This window comes from Candidatus Accumulibacter contiguus, assembly GCF_036625285.1.
Taxonomy (GTDB): Bacteria; Pseudomonadota; Gammaproteobacteria; order Burkholderiales; family Rhodocyclaceae; genus Accumulibacter; species Accumulibacter contiguus.
Genome location: NZ_JAZKUC010000001.1, coordinates 2,776,410 through 2,799,923, shown reverse-complemented (window position 1 = coordinate 2,799,923; position 23,514 = coordinate 2,776,410). Strand labels below are relative to the sequence as shown.

Here is a 23,514-nt window from a genome sequence, read left to right as displayed (position 1 = left end):
ACTACTTCTGTCTACAATAGCTCCCCGATCGACAAGTGTTGTAAACCACGCGGCAGATCGAGAATGGAAACCAGCCGCAGGTCGACAAAGGAGGGCTGGCGTGTGCTGCCACACACCCATACGGTTTGCATTCCCAGTCGTTTGGCCGTCTGCAGATTGGCCAGGGTGTCTTCGACCATGATGCAGCGATGGGCGGGCAGGCGCTCGCTGCGTAGCAGGTGGCGGAAGCCGCCAATTGCCGGTTTGGGTTGGAAGCGGATACGCTCGATGGAATAGACCGCATCGAAGCAGGCGTCGATACCGGCGAGTTCGAGGACGGCCTCGCTGTAATGAAGCGGCGCGTTGGAGAAGACGATCTTGCGTCCCGGCAGGCGCAGCAGCATGGCCCGCAGTCCGCGCTCCAGAACCAGCATGTGCTTGAGGTCGGGGAACTGGTGCGTGTGCCACAGGAAATGCTGCGGATCGGTGCCGTGATGACGCATCAGGCCGAGCAGTGTGGCGCCGTAGCGCTGCCAGTAGTCCTGCCGGATGCGCGTCGCTGCCTGTTCGTCAACGCCAAGGTGATCACGGATATAAGCGACCATCGCACGGTTGAGGTGCGGGAAGATATGCGGGCTGGCGTCGTGCAGCGTGTTGTCGAGGTCGAACAGCCAGACTGGTGACGCCGCCTTCAGAACCATCCTCCGATCAATGTGACTTGATCATCGTGCCGACGCCATGATCGGTCAGGATTTCCAGCAACAGCGCATGCTCGACGCGACCATCGATGACATGGACACTCTTGACGCCGCTGCGAGCCGCGTCGAGGGCTGCGCCGATCTTCGGCAGCATGCCTCCGGACAAGGTTCCATCGGTGACCATGTCGTCGATCTGTTTCGGCGTCATGCCGGTGATCAGCGTGCCCGTCTCGTCGAGGACGCCGGGCGTATTGGTCAGCAGGACCAGCTTCTCTGCCTTGAGGATTTCGGCGATCTTTCCGGCCACGACATCGGCGTTGATATTGTAGGTCTCACCGCCCTTGCCGACACCGATCGGTGCCACCACCGGGATAAAGCCGCCGGCCTCCAGATGGCCGATCAGGGATGGGTCGATCTGCGTGATGTCTCCGACCTGGCCAACGTCGATCAGGTCCTCGTTGTTATCCTGGTTTGCCAACAGCAGCTTCTTGGCGCGAATGAAACTGCCGTCCTTGCCGGTCAGGCCCACCGCCTTGCCACCAGCCTGATTGATCAGGTTGACAACGTCCTTGTTGACCTGGCCGCCGAGCACCATCTCGACGATTTCCATGGTTTCGGCATCGGTGACGCGCATTCCCTGGACGAAGCGGCCTTTCTTGCCGACGCGTTTGAGCAGATTCTCGATCTGCGGACCACCGCCGTGCACCACCACGACGTTCATGCCGACGAGCTTGAGCAGCACCACGTCGCGCGCGAAACACTGCTTGAGGTGGTCATCGGTCATCGCATTGCCGCCATACTTGACGACGATGGTCTTGCCGTGGAAACGTTTGATGTAGGGAAGTGCCTCGGCGAGAATGGCAGCTTCGTTGGCGGGGGTGATCGAACGATCGCTCATGGCGCGAATCCTGATAATGACCAGCGGATTTTACCCGGCGCTGCCGGAAACGCCAAGGCAAGAGAAAATGATGTAAGCCACAATGCCATGACCGTACTCCTTAGCCCCGACCCATCGCCTGCCTGCGGGCGAGGGGAGCGACGTGAGTCTCTCCCCGAGATGCAAGGTAAATCAGGCGGCGAGCAGGTCCACGGGCACGCCTATCGTGGCCGTTTTGCACCTTCCCCGACGGGTCCGCTGCATTTTGGTTCGCTGGTTGCCGCCGTCGGCAGCTATCTTGACGCACGGGCACACGGTGGTGAATGGCTGCTGCGCATTGAAGATGTCGACCGGTCGCGGGCGCTGCCAGGGGCCGCAGACAGCATTCGGCGCACGCTCGAGGCCTTCGCTTTTGAGTGGGACGGCGAGGTGGTAGTGCAGAGCCAGCGCCTGGATCGCTATCATGCGGCTTTGACCCGTCTGCGACTCGACGGCGAGGTGTATCCCTGTGCCTGCTCGCGGCGCGCGATTGCCGCCTGCTCGCCAGTGCCGGCGGTCGACGGCGGCCTGGTCTACCCCGGAATCTGCCGGGCCGGTTTGCCCCCCGGACGCGCGCCGCGTGCATGGCGAATGCGTGTTCCGGACCGCGAGATCGCATTCGAGGATCGCGTACAGGGACCGGTGCAGCAGAACCTCGCGCGCGCGGTGGGTGACTTCATTCTGCTACGTGCCGATGGTCAGTATGCCTACCAGCTGGCGGTGGTCGTCGACGACGCGGCGCAGGGGGTCAATGCAGTGGTGCGCGGCGTCGATCTGCTCGACTCGACGGCACGCCAGATCTGGCTGCAGCAACGCCTGGCGCTGCCGACACCCACTTACGCACACCTGCCGGTGGTGACCAATGCAGCCGGCGAGAAACTTTCCAAACAGACGCGCGCCACCGCCGTCGATGCTTCGGGTGGCTGTGTGGTGCTTGCGGCGGCGCTGAACTTTCTTGGCCAGCCGGTGCCGCCGGAAATCCGCAGCGGATCCTTGCGAGACTTCTGGCGCTGGGCGATTGCTACCTGGTCGATGGCGCGGGTACCGGCGCAGCGTGGTGTATTTCCCGGATGATGGGCAAGTGATGACCGTTAGCGCTTGCCGCCGTAACCGGCAATGCCGACGAGAATCCGGATCAGATGGTAGCTGGCCCGATGCAGCAGGCGAGAATGCCAGGGCAGGCGTTTCCAGCTATCGACCGGCAACTCGCTGGCGCCCTGCCGCATCGCCGCCTGGAGACTCTGCCGCAGTTCCCTGGCAAACGCATCGTCGCGGACGACGACGTTTGCTTCCCTGGCAAGCAGCAGACTGAAGGGATCGATGTTCGAAGATCCGACGGTTGCCCAGTATCGGTCGATGACCGCAACCTTGGCGTGCAGGAAGCTACGCCGATATTCGAAGATGCGGATGCCGGCGCCCAGCAATTTGCCATAAAGCGCCTGCGTGGCGTAGTGCAGGAGGCGGTATTCGATACGCCCCTGCAGCACGATGATCACCCGCACGCCGCGCCTGGCCGCATCGTGCAGGGCTCTCCGGAAGCGGCGGCCGGGCAGGAAATAGGCGTTGGCCAGGAGGATTTCTTCGCGAGCGGCAGCGATCGCCACCAGGTAGGCTTCCTCGATGTCACGGCGGTGACGGATGTTGTCGCGTACCAGAAAGGCCGCCGTTTGCTCGCCACGTGCTTTCGGTTCCTTGTGCGGGATCCTCGGTAGCCGGTAACGGCGATTGAGCTTCGCCCATAACACCAGTTCCCAGAGCCGGTGCAGCGTCCGCTGAATCGGCTGCAGCAGCGGGCCTTCGATGCGCACCGCGTAATCGTGGCGCGGTGGCACTTCAAGCGGACGATCGCTGTCATCGACGACATTGATGCCGCCAACGAAGGCGATTTCTCCATCCACCATCGCCAGCTTGCGGTGCAGGCGACGCAGGCGATGACGACGCAGGCGGAAACGTGCGATCTCGGGTCGGAAGACCATGACCTGCACCCCGGCCGCGACCAGCCCCGGCTGCAGTTGCCTGGCAAACTCGGGGGCACCGAAGCCATCGACGAGAACGCGAACCGTGACGCCGCGTCGAGCGGCATTGGCCATTGCTGCCGCGACGGCACGGCCGGTCGCATCATCCTCGAAGATGTAGCTTTCGAGATGAACTTCATGCTGTGCCTTGTCGATCGCCTTGATCAGCGCCGGAAAATACTCGGCGCCGCTGTTCAGCAGGGTCAGCCGGTTACCCGACAGAAATTCAACCGCCATCGCGGCGCACCAGCGATAGCAGGGAAATCCTCGGGCAGCGTTCCGGTGCGGTGCTGCGAAGTCGCGGAGGAGTAAGGCGCCGCGGCAAGATTCCGGCCTGCGATGGGAACTGATCCGTGCCCGGGACTCCCGCGCTGTGGCTGCCTTGCGGCCTACTGCTGATTGACGAACACCACCTGTGCCGGCATCGGAACCGGAAAGCCGGCCTCTCCGAGGGCTTCACGAATCGTCCGGTTGGTGTCGAAATAGACCTGCCAGTAGTGGTCGGTATGGCAGTACGGACGCACCGCGAGGACGGGGCCGACGAGATTGAATTCCAGGATCTCGACATCCACCGCAGGATCGGGCCGGACATTGGGAATCCGGGCGATTTTTTCCTTGAGCAGCGCCATCGCCGCCGCATGATCGGCCGCCCCGGAGAGCTGAGCCTTCAGATCTACCCGACGATAGGGGTTGGTCGAGAAGTTCTGGATGGTGTCGCTAAGGATCTTGCTGTTGCCTACCAGCGTGAGCACGTTATCCGGCGTGTTGAGCGCCGTAGTGAACAGGCCGACTTCCTTGACCGTGCCGGTAATGCCGCCCACGGTCACGAAATCGCCCACCTTCAACGGTCGCAGAATGATCAGGAATACCCCGCCGGCGAAGTTGGCCAGCAAGCCGGACCAGGCCAGGCCGATGGCGACACCGGCAGCAGCGAAGAGAGCGGCAAAAGTCGTGGTCTGAATGCCGAAATAGCCGAGGATGCCGATCACCAGCAGGATATTCAGTGTGACATTGATCACCGTCCCGAGGTAGCGCATCAAGGTCGCATCGACCTTCTGGCGCTCCAGCGCGCTCTGGACCATGCGACCGACCCAGTGGATCAACCAGCGACCGATGATCCAGAATGCGATCGCTGCAAGTACCTTGATGCCGAGTTCCGATCCGTATTGCAGCGCCAGATCCTGCCAGCGCAAGATGTCTTCCTTGTTCATGAGTTTCCCCTCCGAGCTTAATGGTAGGCGCAGTTTCGCATTGTGTTCGGGGCAGTGCAAGCATATCCTCGGAGGAAGCTGGCGAATCAGGAGTAACGCCTCCGTCAGCCTCGGGAGCAGCCATGGACACGCACCCGCCAGAACGATTCGTGCAAGAATACCGTGTTGCCGGGCTGACGAAAAGTCCAGGCGCAACGGCCTGGTCAAAACCACGACCCGATGCACGAGCGCCCTTGATGCACGTCAAGGCCATTGCTCTGACCCTGCTTTCTAATACACGGATTTGAGGATTGCCCGATGTTTCGCATCTCGCAGTACATGCAGGAGCTGTCGACCGCACGGCAGCCCGGACCCAGACAGAACCCGCCGGCGCCAGTGGTGATCTGGAATCTCATTCGTCGCTGCAATCTCACCTGCAAGCACTGCTATTCGATCTCCACCGACAGGGATTTCCCCGGTGAGCTGACGAGCGACGAGATCTTTGCGGTGATCGACGATCTCAAGCGTTTTCGTGTGCCGGTGTTGATCCTCTCGGGCGGCGAGCCGCTGCTGCGTCCGGACATTTTCGACATTGCTCGCCGCGCCAAGGCGATGGGCTTCTACGTCGGCCTGTCGTCGAACGGCACCCTGATCGATGTGTCGAACATCGATTGCATCGCCGCGTGCGATTTCGACTATGTCGGCGTCTCGCTCGACGGCATCGGTGCTACCCACGACCATTTTCGCCAGATGCAGGGCGCATTCGACGCTTCGCTGCGGGGCATTCGCCTGTGCCGTGAACTCGGTCTGAAAATCGGCGTCCGCTTCACGATGACGCAGGATAACGCACGGGATTTGCCGGCACTGCTCAGGCTGGTCGAGGACGAAGGTATCGACCGCTTCTATTTTTCGCATCTCAACTACGCCGGCCGTGGCAACAAGAACCGCAAGGACGACGCCCAGCACCAACTGACCCGCTGGGCAATGGATCTGCTCTTCGCCACCTGCCTGGATTACCAGCAGCGTGGTTTGCACAAGGAATTCACCAGTGGCAACAATGATGCCGACGGCGTCTACTTTCTGCATTGGGTGGAGAAGCGATTCCCCGAGCAGGCGGCGAGAATGCGCGCCCGTCTGGTGCAGTGGGGTGGCAATTCATCGGGCGTCAATGTGGCCAATATCGACAACCTCGGCAACGTGCATCCCGACACCATGTGGTGGCATTACACGCTCGGCAACGTTCGCCAGCGCCCCTTCTCGGAAATCTGGATGGACGTTTCAGACCCGCTGCTGGCGGGCCTCAAGCAGTTTCCCCGGCGCGTTTCAGGACGCTGCGGCGAATGTCGGCACTTCGACATCTGTAACGGCAATACCCGCGTGCGTGCCCAGCAACTGACCGGCGACGCATGGGCCGAGGATCCCGGCTGTTATCTCGAAGACGAGGAAATCGGCGTCACCCCCGGCCGTGAACGGCTCACCGTCACTCCTCACATCAAGCTACGGAGGGCATGATGAACGGGCATCTGCGCGTTGCCGGCTTTGCCCTGGCCACCTGCCTGGCCAGCGTGTCTTTGCAGGCTGGCGCCGCCGATGTGCCGAGCCTGTATCGCGAACACTGTGTCGCCTGTCATGGCGAATCCCGGTTTGGTGGCATCGGCCCGGCGCTGCTGCCGGAAAGCCTCGAACGCCTGCGCCGGCCGGAGGCGGTCAAGGTCATCCGCGAAGGGCGCGTGGCGACGCAGATGCCGGCTTTCGGCGACAAACTGAGTGCCGACGAGGCACAGCAACTGACGGAATGGATCTACAGCCCGGTGGCCCCCGCGCCGGTTTGGGGGGAAGCACAGATTCGCGGCTCGCATGTGGTCGAAGCCAAGGCTGCAGCGCTGCCGGCGACGCCGGGGCCTGGCCTCAAGGGTGCCGACCCGCTAAATCTGTTCGTCGTCGTCGAAACCGGCGACCACCATGTTTCACTCCTCGATGGCGACCATTTCGAGCGCCTGCACCGCTTTCCCAGCCGCTACGCACTGCACGGTGGACCGAAGTTTTCACCGGACGGCCGCTTCGTCTATTTCGCCTCGCGCGACGGCTGGATCAGCAAATATGACCTCTACCATCTGGTGGTGGTCGCCGAGATCCGCGCCGGTCTCAATACGCGCAACGCCGCTGTGTCCGGCGACGGCAAGTGGGTGCTGGTCGGCAACTACCTGCCGCACAGCCTGGTGGTGCTCGATGCCCGTGATCTTTCGCTGGTGAAGATCATCCCGGTGCAAAATGCCGCCGGAGACAAGAGTTCGCGGGTCTCGGCGGTCTATGACGCAGCCCCGCGCAAGAGTTTCGTGGCCGCGCTCAAGGATTTGCCCGAGGTCTGGGAGATCAGCTACGATCCGGCCGCCGAGCCACTTGCCGATGGGCTGGTGCACGACTACCGGTATGGGGAGGGTCACTTCAAGCCGGCGATGTTTTCTCCGCGGCGGACGCAGCTCGCAGACTGCCTCGATGACTTCTTTTTTACCCAGAGCTACGACACGATTCTCGGATCGTCGCGCTCGGCAAGCAGCGGGCAGGTGGTTCAACTGGACGTCCGCCGAAAAATTGCCAGCCTGGATCTGCCGGGAATGCCACATCTCGGCTCCGGAATCACCTGGAAGTGGCGAGATCCCGCAGGACGCGAACGCATGGTCATGGCCTCGCCCAATCTCAACGCCGGTCTGGTTACCGTCATCGACCTGAAAACCTACCAGACCATCAAACAGATCAAGACCCTTGGTCCCGGCTTCTTCCTGCGCAGCCACGAAATGAGCCGCTATGCCTTCACAGACTCGATGATGAGCAAAGAGAACAAGAACACGCTGCAGGTGATCGACAAAGAGACCCTCGAAGTGGTGGCGCAGATCCAGGCTGAACCCGGACAGACGCTGGCGCATGTCGAGTTCACCCGTGATGGGCGCTACGCGCTGGCCAGCCTGTGGGAAATGGACGGAGCGCTCCTGGTGATCGACGCGCAGACGCTCAAGGAAGTGAAACGCATCCCGGCGAAGAAACCGGTCGGCAAATATAACGTATGGAATAAAATATCACGTTCGGAGGGTACGAGTCACTGAATGAGAAATACCATCAACAGTCTGCTGCACTACTTTCTGGCGGTGGGCCTGTGCATTTCCTGCACGGCGGCTCTGGCGGTCCCCAAGGCTGCCGAGCAGGAGGAGGATGTGGTCACCTTTGGTGAGGCCGGCGCCCCGCCGAAGCCAACGGCAAAACACTCCGCGCCACCAGCGGCCAAGGCGCCCAAACCGGTCGAAGCCAAGGTCGCCAAGCGTCCAGAAGCCAAGGGAGCCAGGCTTCCCGCAAGCGGGCAGGCGGCAGCCAGAAAGCCAACTGCAAGCAGCCAATCACCGCCTGCCAAGGGTGCATCCAAAGGCACCAGTTCCTCTGCCAAGGCGGCGCCAGCCACGAAAGTTTCCGGGCAAGCCAAGGGCAAGGCCGGGAAAAAGTAGTGGCTGGCACTGCCGGTTCGGTGGCAAGCCGGAGCTTGCCAGGCCGATTGCGCCTTTTCAGCAGTTCCTGCCGGAGTATTCGATGCACAAGTCTCTCGCTTCCCTGGCGACCCTTTTTCTGCTGCTGGCAGTATTCCCGGTTGCGGCGGAAATGCCGCGCATCGAGCTGACGGCCGGCTTTTACCGCATCGAGGCGGAAGTGGCGGCTGACGATCCGAATCGCATGCAGGGGCTGATGCATCGCCGCAACATGGCGGCCAACCAGGGCATGCTCTTCGTCTTTCCGCAGGCGGCACGCCATTGCATGTGGATGCGAAATACGTTCTTGCCTCTGTCGGTGGCCTTTCTCGACGAAGACGGCCGCATTCTGAACATCGAGAACATGCAGCCACAGACCGAGGAGAATCACTGCTCCACGAAAGCGGCACGCTACGCGCTGGAAATGAATCTCGGCTGGTTTTCGAGCAAAGGCATCAAGCCGGGGGCGCGCGTTGGCGGCATCGAGAAGGCGCCGGCTCCGCAGTAGACGCGCACACCGAGGTCTCCAGGAATGCCTGAGCAACGCTGGCGCAGCAGCTTGCTGCGCACGGTTGACAATGTCGCTTTCCTGCCCTGGTTGCGCGACCGTGCTTCGCTGACAGCTCGCATCCAGGCCCGTGGGCGTTTCGCACTGCGGGTGTTGCGCCAGGGGTTGGCCAGACCGACCGCCGATGAAGCGCTGGCGCTCGGCCTGATGGGCGGGGAAAAGGCCTGGATACGGGAAGTGGCGCTGAGTTGTGATGATCAGCGGGTGGTCTTCGCGCATACCGTCCTGCCTTGCCGGCCGCGTGGCCCGCTGACCCTCTGGCTGGCGCGCCTGGGCAGCCGTTCGCTGGGTGCGCTACTCTTCGCGCACGCCGGATTCCGCCGTGGGCCGATGACTTTCCATCGCATCGATCGCCGGCATGCGCTGTTCACTCCGGCCGTGGCTGCGCTGCAACATGCCGACCAGGTTCCGCGCATGCTCTGGGCGCGTCGCTCGCAGTTTGGCTTCGGCAGCCAGTCGGTATTGGTCAGCGAAGTCTTCTCGCCACGCCTGCTGCAATTCGACGAGTACAATGATCGAAGTGGTGGAACATCGCATCCTTGATTCCTCCTTATTCCTCGCGAAAAAACATACCTGAAATCAATCTCGATTTCTTCAAATGGTGACCGCCTGCTGATGTTCCACCCGATGCTTCGTGTGCTACAGTCACAGCCTTCTCGCCGAAGCGAATGGCTGGCCAGCCGACTCCCGAGATGCCCTTGGAAATTGCAGGGAGAATTGCCGGATGCGCGCGCTTTCTGAACTTTCGGCCCAGTGAGCAGGGCTTTCGTCGACATTGACGAGCAGTTGCTCGAGTACGAGATCATTCCGGCACAGCGGTGCGATCGGCCGACGCTGGTCCTGCTCCACGAAGGTCTTGGCAGCATGACGCAGTGGCGTGATTTTCCGGCCGCACTGGCACGGGCGAGCGCTTGCCGTACGCTCGTCTGGTCGCGCCTGGGGCACGGCCATTCGGCCGCCCTGGGAGCACCGCGAACGGCTGCCTACCTGCATGAAGAGGCGCTGCAGCGCCTGCCCTCCCTGCTTGCTGCGCTGGCCATCGAACGGCCGCTGCTGGTCGGGCATAGCGACGGCGGCTCGATCGCGCTGCTTTATGCTGCCGCCTGGCCGCAGCGGCTCAGTGGCGTGGTGCTCATGGCACCGCACGAGTTCGTCGAGGAAAAGGCGCTTGCCGGCATCCGTGCTGCCGGCGACTTCTACGCGAGCAGCGAGTGGCCGCAGAAACTGGGTCGTTATCACCGCGATCCGGATGCCGTTTTCCGATCCTGGCACGATACCTGGCTGGCGCCCGAATTCCGTACCTGGGACATTCGCGCTTGCCTGTCGGCGATCACCTGTCCGCTGCTGGCGATCCAGGGCGAAGACGACGAATACGCGACGATGCGCCAGATCGAGTGCATTGCCGAAGCGGCTGCCGATGTCGAGCTGCTGAAGCTGGCCGATTGCCGGCATTCGCCGCACCGCGATCAGCCGCAATCGGTCATCGACGCAATCGTCCGTTTCATTGACCGCATTGCGGCGCGCTGAGCCGAGAAGCCGCAGGCGATCTGCTCCCGCTTATTGCCGGCCGGCCATCCGGAAAACTCGCGATGCCGGATCCTGCCGGTAAAAGCCGGCAAATTGTGCGTAGAGTGCCGGATACTCGCTGTGCAGGAGGGTGGGCGTCTCAAAGAATGCCTCGCTCATGACCGCAAAGAACTCGCCTGGATTCTCGCTGGCATAGGGGTCGAACAAGGTTTCCTGAGCGCTGCCTGCCGCTGCGTCGACACGCGCGCAAAAATCGTCGTAAGCGGCATCCAGTACTCCTTGCCAGCGGCTGAGGAACATTTCGGGGGGCAGCGGCGGGATGCCGTTCGCCGGACCATTGAGCATGTCCAGTTTGTGCGCGAACTCGTGGATGACGACGTTATAGCCGCTGCCGGCCATCTGCGCGTCGCGCCACGAAATCAGCAGCGGTCCGCCGTCCCAGGCCTCGCCCGAAGCCAGTTCCTGATACTCATGGACAACGCCGAATTCGTCCTCGACGCTGCGCGGGATGATGAATTCGTCGGCGTAGACGATCACCCCGATCCAGCCGCGATAATAATCGAGGCCGAGTTCGAGGATCGGCAGGCAACCTTGCGCGGCAATCGAGACACAGATCGCGTCGGACAGTTCGAGTTCGCCCGCAGCGGTGAACTCCTTCTCGGCGAGGAAGCCCTCGGCGAGGCGGCGCAAGCGGAACTGCTCGCTTTCGCTGAGCGCAGCGAGAAACGGCAGTGCCGAAATGACCGAGAGCCAGAGTGGATCCGGCACCGTTGCCGGCTTCTGGCGATGCCGTAACCAGCCGAGCAGCTTGCCGATCATGCGGTTTTCGCTTGCGGCAGCGCCGTCGTGGTCAGGTAGATGCCGGCAAAGATCAGGGCGATACCGGCGTAGTGATAGAGTTGCGGAACTTCTTCGAGAAAGATCGCCGAGAGAAGGGTTCCGAATACCGGCATCAGATGAATGAACAGGCTGGCCTTGCTGGCCCCGACCTCGGCGACGGCGCGGTTGTAGAAGACATAGCCGAGAAAACCGGGAAACACCCCGGTGTAGGCAATTCCTGTCAGCACGCCGGCCGAGACATGGATCGTCTTGCCCTGCACGATTTCCCAGGCGTAGGCGGGGGTCAGGGCGAGCAGGCCGACCATCGTGAACGCGGCGAGCAGCAGCATCGGGTGGACACCAGCCGGCCGCCATTGCAGTCCGATGGTGTACAGGGCCCAGGTAAAGACAGCCGCCAGCATCCACAGATCGCCGACGTTCAGGCTCAACCTGGCCAGGGTCTCGACGTCGCCACGGCAGACAATCGTCGTGACCCCGATGAACGAGAGCAGAACACCGAAGCTCTCGACAGCACGCAGGTGCTTTTTCAGAAAGATCCACGACAGAGTGATCGTGGCGATCGGAATGAAGGAGTTGAGCAGGACGGCGTTGGTTGCCGGCGTGTATTGCAGGGCAATGTAAGCCAGAGTGTTGTAACCGCCGACACCGAGCAGACCGAGAATGACGACGGCTTTGTAGCCGCGTCGCAGCAGCGGCCACTGCGTGCGCAGGTGTGGCAGGGCTAGCGGCAACACCAGCGTCAGAGCGATCGCCCAGCGCCAGAAGGCCAGCGAGAGCGGTGGCACCTGGTCGCGAATGGCGCGCCCGATGACCATGTTGCCGGACCAGAACAGGGTGGTCAGCACGAGCAGCAGATAAGGGTGTTGCAGGCGGGCAGGCATCGACGGCAGGCGGGCGGGCGGGAGTGAGGAAAAAGCGCATTATGCATGAAGCCCGAGCCTGCCCTTATAATGAGCTGATGGTTTCCGTCGTACATTCGGTCGCCGCCCAGAGCGACTTCGAACAATCCCTGCTGACTCTCGGTGATGGCCTCGCCACCGCCGAACTCGAGCGGCTGCGACGGGCCGTCGACTTTGCCCGCTCGATCTATGGCCATCGCTTGCTCGGCAGCACCGAGGATGTCTGGGGGCATGCCCTGGGAATGGCGCTGATCGTTGCCGGTTTGAAGCTCGACGTGGATTCACGACTGGCCGCGCTGCTCTTCGCGGTGCCGGCGCAACTGGAACAGGGCCTGCTACAGATCGAACGGGATTTTGGAACGGGCGTCGCGCAACTGGTCGGCGGGATTTCGCGTCTGAACCGCATGCGGCCGATCACGCGGGGCTTTGTCGCCCACTCCGTCGACAGCAGCGAAAAGAATCCGCAGGAGATGAAGACGCAGATCGAGGTACTGCGCAAAATGCTGCTGGCGATGGTCGAGGACATCCGTGTGGTCCTGCTGCGGCTGGCTTCGCGTACGCAGACGCTGCGTCACTTTGCCGGTGAACCCGATGAACTGCGCGTGCCGGTGGCGCGCGAGACGCTGGCGCTCTATTCGCCGCTGGCCAACCGGCTCGGCGTCTGGGAACTGAAGTGGGAACTCGAGGATCTCTCCTTTCGCTTTCTGCATCCTGCAATCTACAAGGAGATTGCGCAGCACCTCGACGAGAAGCGAACCGAACGCGAGCAGTTCATCAGCGAAGCCGTTGACCGCCTGCGGCATGAGCTGTCCAAGGCCGGCGTCGGCAAGGCCGAAATCTACGGCCGTCCCAAGCACATCTACAGCATCTGGAACAAGATGCGCAAGAAGGGTGTCGAGTTTGCCGAGGTGTACGACGTGCGCGCACTGCGCGTCATCGTCGATGAAGTGAAGGACTGCTATACCGCTCTGGGCATCGTGCACCATATCTGGTCGCCGATTGCCAAGGAGTTCGACGACTACATTGCGCATCCGAAGGGCAATGATTACCGATCGCTGCATACGGCGGTACATTGCCCCGACGGGCGTGCCCTGGAGGTGCAGATTCGTACTCGCGACATGCACAGTCACGCCGAACTGGGGGTTGCCGCGCACTGGCGCTACAAGGAAGGCGGCAGCACGCCGGAAGACCGCTACGACGAAAAGATCGCCTGGCTGCGGCAGCTATTGACCTGGCGCGACGAAGTTGCCGATTCCTCGGACTGGGTCAGGCACTACAAACAGGCGGCTTTTGACGAAACGGTCTACATCCTGACACCGCAGGGCCGCGTCATCGATCTGCCGCAGGGCTCGACCCCGGTCGATTTTGCCTACCGCGTGCACACCGACATCGGCCACCGTTGCCGCGGCGCCAAGGTGGACGGTGCGCTGGTGCCGCTCAACACGAAGCTATGTACCGGCCAGCGTGTCGAAATCATTCTCGCCAAGCACGGTGGACCGTCGCGCGACTGGCTCAACCCTGCGCAGGCCTATCTGTTTACGCATCGCTCGCGCCTCAAAGTCAGACAATGGTTCGCCAGCCTGGCGATCGAGGACACCCTTGCCGAGGGGCGTGCGGTGGTGCTCCGCGAACTGCAGCGCATGGGACAACCCAGCGTCAACCTCGACGATCTTGCGGCCAGGCTGGGCTTTGCCCGTAGCGACGATCTGTTCATTGCGGTGGCGCACGCCAAGCTGAACATGCGCCAGTTGCAGGTGGCGGTGCGCGGGGGCGAGACGCCGGTGGACGAGCGCGAGCTTGCCGATCTGCCGGTACGCCGGCAACGCGACAGCGATGTGGCTGAAAAGGGAATCCTGATCGTTGGCGTTGATCGCTTGCTGACGCAACTTGCGGGTTGCTGCAAGCCGGCGCCGCCGGATGCCATCGTTGGCTTTGTCACGCGCGGCAAGGGGATCTCGGTGCATCGCGCCGATTGCAGCAATTTCTCGAACATGCAGACGAGGCATCCCGAGCGGGTCATCGAAACAAGCTGGGGACGACGCACCGATGGCATTTTTGCCGTCGATATCGTGATTGACGCCTACGACCGGCAGGGTCTGCTGCGTGATGTGTCGGACGTTCTCGCGCGCGAAAAAATCAATGTCATCGCCGTCAACACGCAGTCCCGGCAGGGTAACGCACATATGCGCTTCACTGCTGAAGTCGGCAGCATCCCGCAGCTCAATCGCACCCTGGCTTTGTTGCATGCAGTGCAGGGTGTCGTCGGTGCGCGCCGCGCCTGAAGCTCCCGTAGAGCAGAGGGACGGGCGTCCCCCTGCCGATTTCAGGCCTGCAGCAGTTCGATCAACTCGGCTTGCGACGAATGCGGGCTGGTTCGGGAACCGCGCCGCTGATGGTAAGTGCCATCGGGCCCGAGTTCCCAGGCCAGGACGTTGTCCGTGAGATAGATCTGCAGGCCTTCGGCGATGACCCGGCGCTTCAGTTTGCGGTCGAGCACCGGAAACGCCAGTTCGATACGTCGGAAGAAATTGCGCTCCATCCAGTCGGCGCTCGACAGGTAGACTTTTTCCTCGCCACCAGCGTAGAAATAGAATACCCGGTGATGTTCGAGCTGACGGCCGATGATCGAGCGTACGCTGATGTTTTCCGACAGATCCTTGACGCCGGCGCGCAAGCCGCAGACACCACGCACGATCAGGTCGATCTTGACGCCGGCCTGCGAAGCCTCGTAAAGCGTGGCGATGGTTTCCGGTTCGAGCAGCGAGTTCATCTTGGCGATGATTCGTGAACGCTTGCCGGCGCGTGCTGCTTCGGCTTCGGCACGAATCGCGGTGACGACGTTCGGCTGCAGCGTGAACGGCGCCTGCCACAGGTGCGTCAGGGTCTGTGCGCGGCCGAGGCCGGTGAGCTGCTTGAAGACTTCGTTGGTATCGACACCGATCTCTTCGTTGCAGGTCAGGAGGCCGAAATCGGAGTACAGGCGGGCGGTTTTGGGATGGTAGTTGCCGGTGCCGAGATGCACATAGCGACGCAGGATGCTATTGCCGGCCTTTCCTTCCTCGCGACGGACGATCATCAACATCTTGGCATGCGTCTTGTAACCGACGACACCGTAGACGACATGCGCGCCCACTTCCTCGAGCTTGGTCGCCCAGCCGATGTTGGCTTCCTCGTCAAAGCGTGCCATCAGTTCGACGACCACCGTGACTTCCTTGCCGTTCTGCGCCGCTCGCAGCAGCGACTGCATCAATACCGAGTCGGTGCCGGTGCGGTAGACGGTCATCTTGATCGCCACCACCTGGGGGTCATTCGCGGACTGTTCAAGCAGTTCGATCACCGAATTGAAGCTCTGGTAGGGATGGTGCAGCAGGATGTCGCCGCCGCGGATGCTGTCGAAGATACTGTGGCACTTCTGCAGCGCCTTCGGGGTTCCCGGATTGAAGGGCTGAAACTTGAGATCGTTGCGCAGCACCCAGTCGGGTACCTGCATCAAGCGAACCAGATTGACCGGACCGGCGACACGATAGAGATCGCTCTCGGTGAGGTTGAACTGTCCGAGCAGGAACTGGGTCATCGCTTCCGAGCAACTGTTGGCCACTTCGAGCCGGACGGCGTCGCCGAAATGGCGCTGTGGCAACTCCCCCTGGATCTTGGCGCGCAGATTGGTGATCTCTTCCTCGTCGACGAAGAGGTTGCTGTTGCGCGTGACGCGAAACTGGTAGCAGCCGAGTACTTTCATTCCGGCGAACAACTCGTGCACGAACTCGTGCAGAATCGAAGACAGAAAAACGAAGGCGTACTCACTGTCGCCGAGTTCGCGCGGCAGCCGGATGACGCGCGGCAGGACCCGCGGCGCCTGTACGATGGCAGCGCCTGAACTGCGGCCGAAGGCATCGCGGCCTTCGAGTTCGACGGCGAAATTGAGACTCTTGTTGAGCACCCGCGGGAAGGGATGCGATGGGTCGAGACCAATCGGGGTGATCACCGGCATCACTTCCCGAAAGAAGAAATCCCGAATCCATTCGCGCTGCGCGTCGTTCCAGTCCCCACGTTTGAGGAAGCGGATGCCCTCGGTGGCAAGTTGCGGGAGGATCTCTTCGTTGAGCAGCGCATACTGTTCCTTGACGATGGAATGAACCTCGTCGCTGACCAGCCGATAGACTTCACGGGCGGTCTTGCCGTCGGTGGTGATCGCCACGGAATTCAGCTTGAGCTGTTCCTTGATTCCGGCCTCGCGAATCTCGAAAAACTCGTCGAGATTGCTGCTCACGATGCACAGGAAGCGCAAGCGTTCGAGTAGTGGTGTGCGCGGGTTTCTGGCTTGCCAGAGTACCCGCCGATTGAAAGCTAGCAGGCTCATCTCGCGATTCTGGAAATATTCCGGTGGGAACCCGGTGGCGGCCTGAATGGGAGGGTTTTCGGTAGTCGTGGCGACGATATTCATGGGTTCGTTCCGTCAGAAAAGATGGATCGGGCAAGGGGATCTGAAAACGAGCATATTACAACCATAGCTTTGTTGCTGGTCGATTGGCTGGCGGTTTTCTTGATTGGCCTGTGCTGCCGTTCTTGCCCGGAGCAATGATGTGCTTGCCGGCAGTGATAAAATGATCGACCTGAAACCACCTGCGGCGTGCAGCCATGAGTTACGAACTAATTGCCGGTGTCGACCTGGGTTCCAACAGCTTTCGTCTGCAGATCGGGCGAGTCGTTGGCGATCGCATCCACCCGCTGGATACTCTGAAAGAGAACGTCCGGCTGGGCTCCGGTCTGACCCGCGAGAAGCTGCTCGATCATGCCTCACAACAGCGGGCGATCGGAGCCTTGCGGTGTTTTGGCGAACGCTTGCGCGGCTTCGATCCGGAAACCGTGCGCGCGGTGACCACCGACGCGATGCGGGTGGCCAGAAATGCGCGCATGGTTCTCCTGCAGGCAGAGGCTGCTCTGGGCTTTCCCATCGAGATCATCGGTGGTCGCGAGGAAGCGCGCCTGATCTTCATCGGCGCGGCGAATGCCCTGCCAGCAGCCACTCACCGGCGTCTGGTGGTCGACATTGGCGGCGGCTCGACCGAGTTCATCATCGGCGAGCGCACCGAACCCTTGCTGATGGAGTCCCTGTTCATGGGCGGCATCAGTTATCGGCAGCGTTTCTTTCCGGAAGGCAAGGTGGACAAGAAGCGCTTCTACACGGCCGAAGTGTCGGCGGCGCGCGAGGTCGAAGCAATTGCCGCCGACTACCAGCGCTTTGGTTGGCAGGAAGCCGTCGGTTCTTCGGGGTCAGCTCAGGAACTCGCCGAGATCCTGGAAATGAACGATCTGAATCCCGAAGGCGTCAGCGGCATCAGTCGAGAGGGGCTGGCGAAACTGCGTCAGCTGCTGATCCGCGCCGGTTCGGCGGAATCGCTGGGGCTGAAAGGCATGCGCAGTGACCGCTTGGCGATTCTTCCCGGCGCCATAGCGATCATGTCGGCGGTGTTCTCGGAACTGGGCATCGAACACATGACCTATTCCGATGGCGCGCTACCGCTGGGTGTCCTCTACGACCTGCTCGGACGCTTCGAGCATCATGATACGCGTGACGAAACGGTCCTGCAGTTTCTGCGCCGCTATCAGGTCGACACGGCGCAGGTCAGCCGCGTCGAGCGAACCGCCCTGGCGCTTCTTGGACAACTGATCAAGCTCGATTCGCCGGAGCACGAGAACGATGTTCACTTTCTGCGCTGGGCGATTTCCCTGCACGAGGTTGGCGTATCGGTGGCGCATAGCGAGTCCCACAAGCATGGTGCCTATATCCTGGGTCATGCCGACATGCCGGGCTTTTCGAAACGCGATCAGGCGCGCCTGGCCCTGCTGGTGCTCGGCCAGCGCGGCAAACTCCAGAAGCTGGCTTCCATGCCGGCCGGCGATCCGAACTGGCGCCTGGTGTTCTGTCTTCGCCTGGCAGTGCTTCTGCATCGTGCGCGCGATGATCATCCACTATCCGAATTGTCGGTCCGGGAAGATCCGGTCGGTTTCCAGCTCGACCTGCCCGTCGGCTGGCAGGATGCCAATCCGATGACTGCCGCCGCCTTATCCGAGGAAGCGCTGCTCTGGCGCCGGATTGGCATCAAGCTGCGAATCCGGCCGACGGTGCCTGGCCAGATTGCAGTACCGCTGGCGCTGTGAAGAAATTCTGAGTTGCCATGGCGGTGGCCGCGATCGAGTCCGTCCAGCGAGCCGACCAGGAACAGCTCGTGCTTTCCGGTGACTGGACTCTGGCGACCCTGCCGCAGCCGATTGCCGGGTTCGAACGCCGTCTGCGCGATCTGGTGGTGAGCCATCCGGGCTGGGATCTGCGAATGATCGCGCGCCTCGACAGTGCCGGCGCGATCCTGCTGTGGCGCGCCTGGGGACGGCAGTGGCCGGAATCGCTGGCGATTTCTCCACAGCACCGGGCGCTTCTCGAACGTGTCGAGGCAATCCGCGTCGATGTCGAGCCGGAGCCGCAGACACCATCCCTGGCCTGGCTACTTGCCCTTGGCCAGCGGTCGTTGGTCGCCGTCAGGCATCTGCTGGCGATGCTCGCACTGCTTGGCCAGTTGATCCTGGACCTGGCTTATCTGTGCGTGCACCCCGGTGAAATTCCGTGGCGCGAGTTTTCCGCCAACCTCTACAAGAGTGGAGCTCAGGCCTTGCCGGTGACCGCCCTGATCGGTTTTCTGATCGGCATCGTTCTTTCGTATCTGTCAGCTCTGCAACTGAAAACCTTCGGCGCCGATGTCTTCATCGTCAATCTGCTCGGCATCAGCATCGTTCGCGAACTCGGGCCGGTGCTGGTCGCGGTGCTGGTGGCCGGACGTTCAGGTTCGGCAATGACCGCCCAGATCGGGGTCATGCGGGTAACCGAAGAGATCGATGCTTTGGCCACCATGGGCGTGTCGCGTAGCCAGCGTCTGATCCTGCCGAAGATCCTGGCCCTGGCGGTGGCGATGCCGCTGCTGGTGATCTGGTGCTCGGGCGCCGGGATCATCGGCGGCATGTTATCGGCCAAGCTGCAGATGGATTTGTCTTACGGCTTTTTCATCGATACCCTGCCCAGGGTGGTGCCGGTTGCCAACGTCTGGATCGGCATCGGCAAGGGTGTGGTCTTCGGCGTGCTGATTGCCCTCATCGCCTGCCACTTTGGCCTGCAGGTCAAGCCGAATACCGAAAGTCTGTCGTCGCACACGACCACTTCGGTGGTGACCTCGATTACCGTGGCGATCATCGTCGATGCCGTCTTTGCGGTGCTGACGCGCAACCTCGGGATTCCCTAGTGAGCGTGCTCGGCGACTTTCCCGCTAAGGCCTGCCGAAGCAGGCTGCCGGCGATCGAGATTCGCGGCCTGTGCACACAGTTCGGCGATGTCGTGATCCATCGCGACATCGATCTCGACATCGAAGCCGGGCAGATGCTCGGCCTGGTTGGCGGTTCGGGCAGCGGCAAGACCACGCTGCTGCGCGAGATTGTCGGTCTGCTGCCGCCGAGCAAGGGGAGCGTCAAGCTCTTCGGCCAGGAAGTTCTCGATCCCGATCCGGCGCGTCGCCGCGCGCTGCGCCGCCGCTTCGGTATGCTTTTTCAGCAGGGGGCGCTCTTTTCGGCTCTCTCCGTGCATGACAACATCGCTTTTCCGCTGCGCGAGCTGCACACGCTCGACGAGGCGATGATCACCGATCTGGTTCTGCTCAAGCTCGCCATGGTCGAGCTGGAAGCGCGTCACGCCCGCCTGATGCCTGCCGAGTTGTCGGGTGGTATGGTCAAGCGGGTAGCTCTGGCGCGGGCGCTGTCGCTGGAGCCCGAACTCCTCGTCCTCGACGAGCCGACTGCCGGCCTCGACCCGGATCGTAGCGAGAACTTCGTCAAGCTGCTCAGAATGCTGCAGCAGGAACTTGGTTTTACGGTGGTGATGGTGACGCACGATCCCGAGACACTGGCTGGGCTGGCGACGCGTCTGGCCGTGCTCGCCGATCAGCGACTGGTCGCCTGCGGGACGGCAGCAGAAGTGTTGGCTGTCGAGCATCCTTTCATTCGCAATTTTTTCAGTTCCGGGCGTGCTGCGGCAGCCATCGGACAGGAAGCGATCTAGCCCATGGAGAATCGTTCGCATGCCCTGGCGGCGGGGCTGTTCACCCTGTTTCTCGGTATCGCGGTGGCGCTCTCGATCTGGTGGTTCGGCGGCAAACATGAGGCGACCACCGAGTACACGGTGGTCACTCGACACAATGTAAGCGGCCTCAGCCTGCAAGGGCAGGTGCGTTATCGGGGTATCCGGGTCGGCAAGGTGCAGGCGATTGCCCTCGATCCGCAGGACGCACACAACATCCTGATTCGCATCAGTGTCGACAGCAACGTTCCGGTCACCCGTGCGACCACCGCCAAGCTGGGCTACCAGGGAGTCACCGGTATTGCCCACATTCTGCTGGAAGACAGCGGTAACGACCCGACGCGCCTGGCTGGTGGTGACGATTCACGGCGTATCGAAATGCGCTCCTCGCTGATCGAGGAACTCTCGGACACCGGCGCGGCAGCGCTCGCTCAGGCGCGGGAATTCCTGGCCAACGCCAACCTGGTGCTCGACCTCGAGAACCGGCAGCATCTGGCCAGAACCCTGGCCAACCTGGAAGCGGCGACCGGCAACGCCAACGAGGTCGCACGTCAGTTGCGCCAGTTGCTGGCACCGGAAAATCTGCGCTTGCTCAATGCCACCCTGGTGCGTGCCGAGCAGGCGGCGGCCGAGGCGGCACCGCTGCTGGTCGAGTCGCGTCGGCTGGTGGTTCGCCTGCAGCCGCTTGGCGACAAACTGGATCGTCTGGTCGGAGAGCCGTCGTCGGGCGGGATCGCGGCCCTGGTTTCCCGCATCAATGAGGTCGGCAGCGATCTGTCGGCAAACTCGCGGCAACTCAATCGCGTCCTGCAGATGCTCGAAGAATCGCCGCAGAGTCTTGTTTTTGGCCCGCCAGCGTCGGCTCCGGGACCCGGTGAGCCCGGTTTTGTCGTGCCGCCAAGCCGCGAGGAACTGCGATGAACAGGTGCCTGATGTTTTTTGCCGCTTGCCTGCTCTCGGGCTGCGTCGGCAGCATGCGCAACTCGCCGCTGGCCGAGGTGTACGACTTCGGGCCGCCGCTCGAGCCAGTCGCCGAAGATGTCCGCTGGTCGAACGTGTTGCTCGAGATCAGGGCGCCGCACTGGTTCGACTCGCGTGACATCGAGTATCGCCTGCTCTACGCAAACCCGTTGCAGTTGCGAACCTACGCGCGCAGTCATTGGGCAGCAGCGCCGGGATTACTGCTGTCGCAGCGCTTGCGGCAGCAACTGGGTTTCCTTGGCGTCGGCGGGCAGACCTTGGCCGGCTGTCTGCTGCGTCTCGAACTCTTCGAGTTCTCGCAGGTGTTCGATCGCCCGCAAAGTAGCCGCGGAATTCTGCAGGGTCGGGCCGGCATCCTCGACGCCGGGCGCCAGTTCGTCGCCGAGCGACGGCTGGCCATTGCGCAGCCGGCAGCGACCGCCGACGCCCAGGGCGGTGTCATTGCCCTGGTTGCCGCCAGTGAAGAACTCGGGCGAGAACTCGCTGCGTGGTTGAATGATCTGGAGAAACGTGGCAGGCTGAAGCACTGTCGGTCAACGGCAGGAGAAAGCCAATCACACTGATCACTTGAGAGGAGAAGCAGGGGATGCCAACAATTTATCAAGAAGGGCTCGACAAGAATACGGCCAACTACACGCCGCTGACGCCGCTGACTTTCATTGCCCGTAGCGCTTATGTCTATCCCGGGCGCACGGCAGTGATTCACGGTCAGCGTCGCTACACCTGGCTCGAGACCTTTACCCGCGCTCGCCGTCTCGCGTCGGCGCTCACCGACCACGGTATCGGCGAGGGCGACACCGTGGCGGTGATGCTCAACAACACTCCGGAGATGGTCGAGTGCCACTTCGGCGTGCCGGTCACCGGCGCGGTGCTGAATACGCTGAATACGCGTCTGGATGCCGAAACGATTGCCTTTATGCTCGAGCACGGTGAGGCCAGGGTGCTGATTACCGACCGGGAGTATTCATCTACCATGAAAAGGGCGTTGGCCATTCTGAACAGCCAGATCCTGGTGATCGATGTCGACGATCCCGAGTACAGCGGCCCCGGAGAACGCCTCGGCACGCAGGAGTACGAGCAGTTCATTGCCGACGGGAGTCCAGAGTTTCCCTGGGGTAGCCCGGCCGACGAATGGGATGCCATCTCGCTCAACTACACTTCCGGAACCACCGGCAATCCGAAGGGCGTCGTTTACCATCATCGCGGTGCCTATCTCAACTCGATGAGCAACATCGTCAGCTGGGGAATGCCGCCGCATTCGGTCTATCTGTGGACGCTGCCGATGTTCCATTGCAATGGCTGGTGCTTCGTCTGGACGATGGCCGCCAATGCTGGCACCAACGTCTGTTTGCGTCGTGTCGATCCGAAACTGATTTTCGAAGCGATTCGCACACACGGCGTGACCCACTACTGTGGCGCACCGATCGTGCACAGCCTGATGGCCAATGCGCCGGCCGAATTGCGTGCCGGCATCACGCACAAGGTGGCCGGCCTGATCGCTGCCGCGCCGCCACCAGCCGCAGTCATCGAGGCGATGGCGAATATCGGCGTCGATCTCACACATGTGTACGGTTTGACCGAAACCTACGGGCCGGCGGCGGTCTGCGCCAAACACGCCAACTGGGCGGCTCTGCCGGTGGCCGAACAGGTTGAGCTGAATGGCCGGCAGGGAGTGCGCTACCACGCGCAGGAAGCGATCACGGTGCTCGATCCGGCGAGCATGGAGGCGGTGCCCTGGGACAAGGAGACGATGGGCGAGATCATGTTCCGCGGCAATCTCGTCATGAAGGGCTATCTCAAGAATCCGAAAGCGACCGCGGAGTCTTTTGCCGGCGGCTGGTACCACACCGGCGACCTGGCGGTGATGCACGCGGATGGCTATGTGAAAATCAAGGATCGTTCGAAGGACGTGATCATCTCCGGAGGTGAAAACATTTCGTCGATCGAAGTCGAGGACGTGCTCTACAGACACCCGGCGGTGATTGCTGCTGCCGTCGTGGCCACGCCTGACCGCATGTGGGGCGAGGTGCCCTGCGCCTTCATCGAGTTGCGCGAGGGGGCAAAGCCGAGCGAGCAGGAAATGATCGAGTTCTGTCGCCAGCACATGGCACGTTTCAAGGTTCCCAAGCGGGTGATCTTCTGTATTCTGCCGAAAACCTCGACCGGCAAGATCCAGAAGTACGTGTTGCGCGAACAGGCGAAGGCTACCGCCGCAATCGAGTAGACCGGTACTGCCCTCTCTCGCTCGCGGGAGGGGGAGATTCGTGAGT

21 protein-coding genes are annotated in these 23,514 nt (G+C 62.0%); 14 read left to right on the top strand and 7 right to left on the bottom strand.

The window, feature by feature from the left end:
* Positions 1–11: 11 nt before the first annotated feature.
* Together V5B59_RS13625 and argB are read right to left on the bottom strand one after the other, a co-directional pair.
* The gene (locus tag V5B59_RS13625) at positions 12–680 is read right to left on the bottom strand and encodes a pyrimidine 5'-nucleotidase (RefSeq protein WP_169069182.1); all 669 of its coding nucleotides are present in this window, start codon (positions 678–680) and stop codon (positions 12–14) included.
* Between the two features lie 7 nt (positions 681–687).
* A complete protein-coding gene (gene argB / locus V5B59_RS13620; RefSeq protein WP_034912408.1) occupies positions 688–1,575 on the bottom strand; it encodes an acetylglutamate kinase in 888 nt (295 codons plus the stop codon).
* 159 nt (positions 1,576–1,734) lie between these two features.
* On the opposite strand from argB, the gene gluQRS reads away from it, so the two are divergent.
* Complete coding sequence (gene gluQRS, locus V5B59_RS13615; RefSeq protein WP_169069181.1) at positions 1,735–2,667, top strand: tRNA glutamyl-Q(34) synthetase GluQRS; 933 nt, start codon at positions 1,735–1,737, stop codon at positions 2,665–2,667.
* A gap of 17 nt (positions 2,668–2,684) precedes the next feature.
* Here gluQRS and clsB read toward each other — a convergent pair whose 3' ends face one another.
* On the bottom strand, positions 2,685–3,845 hold the full coding sequence (clsB, locus tag V5B59_RS13610) for a cardiolipin synthase ClsB (RefSeq protein ID WP_034912405.1): 1,161 nt from the start codon (positions 3,843–3,845) through the stop codon (positions 2,685–2,687).
* Between the two features lie 152 nt (positions 3,846–3,997).
* The gene (locus tag V5B59_RS13605; protein WP_169069180.1) at positions 3,998–4,819 is read right to left on the bottom strand and encodes a mechanosensitive ion channel family protein; all 822 of its coding nucleotides are present in this window, start codon (positions 4,817–4,819) and stop codon (positions 3,998–4,000) included.
* 297 nt (positions 4,820–5,116) lie between these two features.
* Between V5B59_RS13605 and nirJ the strand changes: the two genes are divergently transcribed.
* From nirJ to V5B59_RS13575, 6 genes are all read left to right on the top strand, one after another.
* Positions 5,117–6,310, top strand: coding sequence for a heme d1 biosynthesis radical SAM protein NirJ (gene nirJ, locus V5B59_RS13600; RefSeq protein WP_169069179.1), 1,194 nt, complete (start codon positions 5,117–5,119; stop codon positions 6,308–6,310).
* Positions 6,310–7,899 carry a nitrite reductase gene (locus tag V5B59_RS13595; RefSeq protein ID WP_169069316.1) on the top strand — a complete coding sequence of 530 codons (1,590 nt, stop codon included), beginning with the start codon at positions 6,310–6,312 and terminating at the stop codon, positions 7,897–7,899. Before nirJ ends, V5B59_RS13595 begins: the two co-directional genes overlap by 1 nt.
* Entirely contained in the window at positions 7,900–8,292 is a 393-nt protein-coding gene (locus tag V5B59_RS13590) for a hypothetical protein (RefSeq protein ID WP_169069178.1), read from the top strand.
* Between the two features lie 82 nt (positions 8,293–8,374).
* On the top strand, positions 8,375–8,818 hold the full coding sequence (locus tag V5B59_RS13585; RefSeq protein ID WP_034920310.1) for a DUF192 domain-containing protein: 444 nt from the start codon (positions 8,375–8,377) through the stop codon (positions 8,816–8,818).
* Between the two features lie 24 nt (positions 8,819–8,842).
* Positions 8,843–9,421, top strand: coding sequence for a chorismate--pyruvate lyase family protein (locus tag V5B59_RS13580; RefSeq protein ID WP_169069177.1), 579 nt, complete (start codon positions 8,843–8,845; stop codon positions 9,419–9,421).
* A 210-nt stretch (positions 9,422–9,631) separates the two neighbouring features.
* On the top strand, positions 9,632–10,405 hold the full coding sequence (locus tag V5B59_RS13575) for an alpha/beta fold hydrolase (protein WP_169069176.1): 774 nt from the start codon (positions 9,632–9,634) through the stop codon (positions 10,403–10,405).
* 30 nt (positions 10,406–10,435) lie between these two features.
* Here V5B59_RS13575 and V5B59_RS13570 read toward each other — a convergent pair whose 3' ends face one another.
* Both V5B59_RS13570 and V5B59_RS13565 read right to left on the bottom strand, forming a co-directional pair.
* Entirely contained in the window at positions 10,436–11,224 is a 789-nt protein-coding gene (locus V5B59_RS13570; RefSeq protein ID WP_034920313.1) for a zinc-dependent peptidase, read from the bottom strand.
* The gene (locus V5B59_RS13565) at positions 11,221–12,126 is read right to left on the bottom strand and encodes a DMT family transporter (protein ID WP_034920314.1); all 906 of its coding nucleotides are present in this window, start codon (positions 12,124–12,126) and stop codon (positions 11,221–11,223) included. Before V5B59_RS13565 ends, V5B59_RS13570 begins: the two co-directional genes overlap by 4 nt.
* A 77-nt stretch (positions 12,127–12,203) precedes the next feature.
* Between V5B59_RS13565 and V5B59_RS13560 the strand changes: the two genes are divergently transcribed.
* Positions 12,204–14,426: a RelA/SpoT family protein gene (locus V5B59_RS13560; protein ID WP_169069315.1), complete on the top strand. Its 2,223-nt coding sequence runs from the start codon at positions 12,204–12,206 to the stop codon at positions 14,424–14,426.
* A gap of 41 nt (positions 14,427–14,467) precedes the next feature.
* On the opposite strand, the gene ppk1 is transcribed toward V5B59_RS13560, so the two are convergent.
* Entirely contained in the window at positions 14,468–16,588 is a 2,121-nt protein-coding gene (gene ppk1 / locus V5B59_RS13555; RefSeq protein ID WP_169069175.1) for a polyphosphate kinase 1, read from the bottom strand.
* A gap of 194 nt (positions 16,589–16,782) precedes the next feature.
* On the opposite strand from ppk1, the gene V5B59_RS13550 reads away from it, so the two are divergent.
* Genes V5B59_RS13550 through V5B59_RS13525 form a run of 6 tightly spaced genes read left to right on the top strand, consistent with a single transcriptional unit; the run spans position 16,783 to position 23,468 of the window.
* Positions 16,783–18,306 (top strand): Ppx/GppA phosphatase family protein, encoded by a 1,524-nt coding sequence (locus V5B59_RS13550; RefSeq protein ID WP_169069174.1) that lies wholly within the window; start codon positions 16,783–16,785, stop codon positions 18,304–18,306.
* Positions 18,307–18,323: 17 nt separating this feature from the next.
* A complete protein-coding gene (locus V5B59_RS13545) occupies positions 18,324–19,436 on the top strand; it encodes an MlaE family ABC transporter permease (protein ID WP_169069173.1) in 1,113 nt (370 codons plus the stop codon).
* Entirely contained in the window at positions 19,436–20,245 is an 810-nt protein-coding gene (locus V5B59_RS13540) for an ABC transporter ATP-binding protein (protein ID WP_288131617.1), read from the top strand. Before V5B59_RS13545 ends, V5B59_RS13540 begins: the two co-directional genes overlap by 1 nt.
* 3 nt (positions 20,246–20,248) lie before the next feature.
* Complete coding sequence (locus V5B59_RS13535; RefSeq protein WP_034920319.1) at positions 20,249–21,184, top strand: MlaD family protein; 936 nt, start codon at positions 20,249–20,251, stop codon at positions 21,182–21,184.
* A complete protein-coding gene (locus tag V5B59_RS13530; RefSeq protein ID WP_034920322.1) occupies positions 21,181–21,807 on the top strand; it encodes an ABC-type transport auxiliary lipoprotein family protein in 627 nt (208 codons plus the stop codon). The genes V5B59_RS13535 and V5B59_RS13530 overlap by 4 nt, the downstream gene beginning before the upstream one ends.
* Positions 21,808–21,830: 23 nt before the next feature.
* Positions 21,831–23,468: an acyl-CoA synthetase gene (locus tag V5B59_RS13525; RefSeq protein ID WP_169069172.1), complete on the top strand. Its 1,638-nt coding sequence runs from the start codon at positions 21,831–21,833 to the stop codon at positions 23,466–23,468.
* The last annotated feature ends 46 nt before the right edge of the window (positions 23,469–23,514 follow it).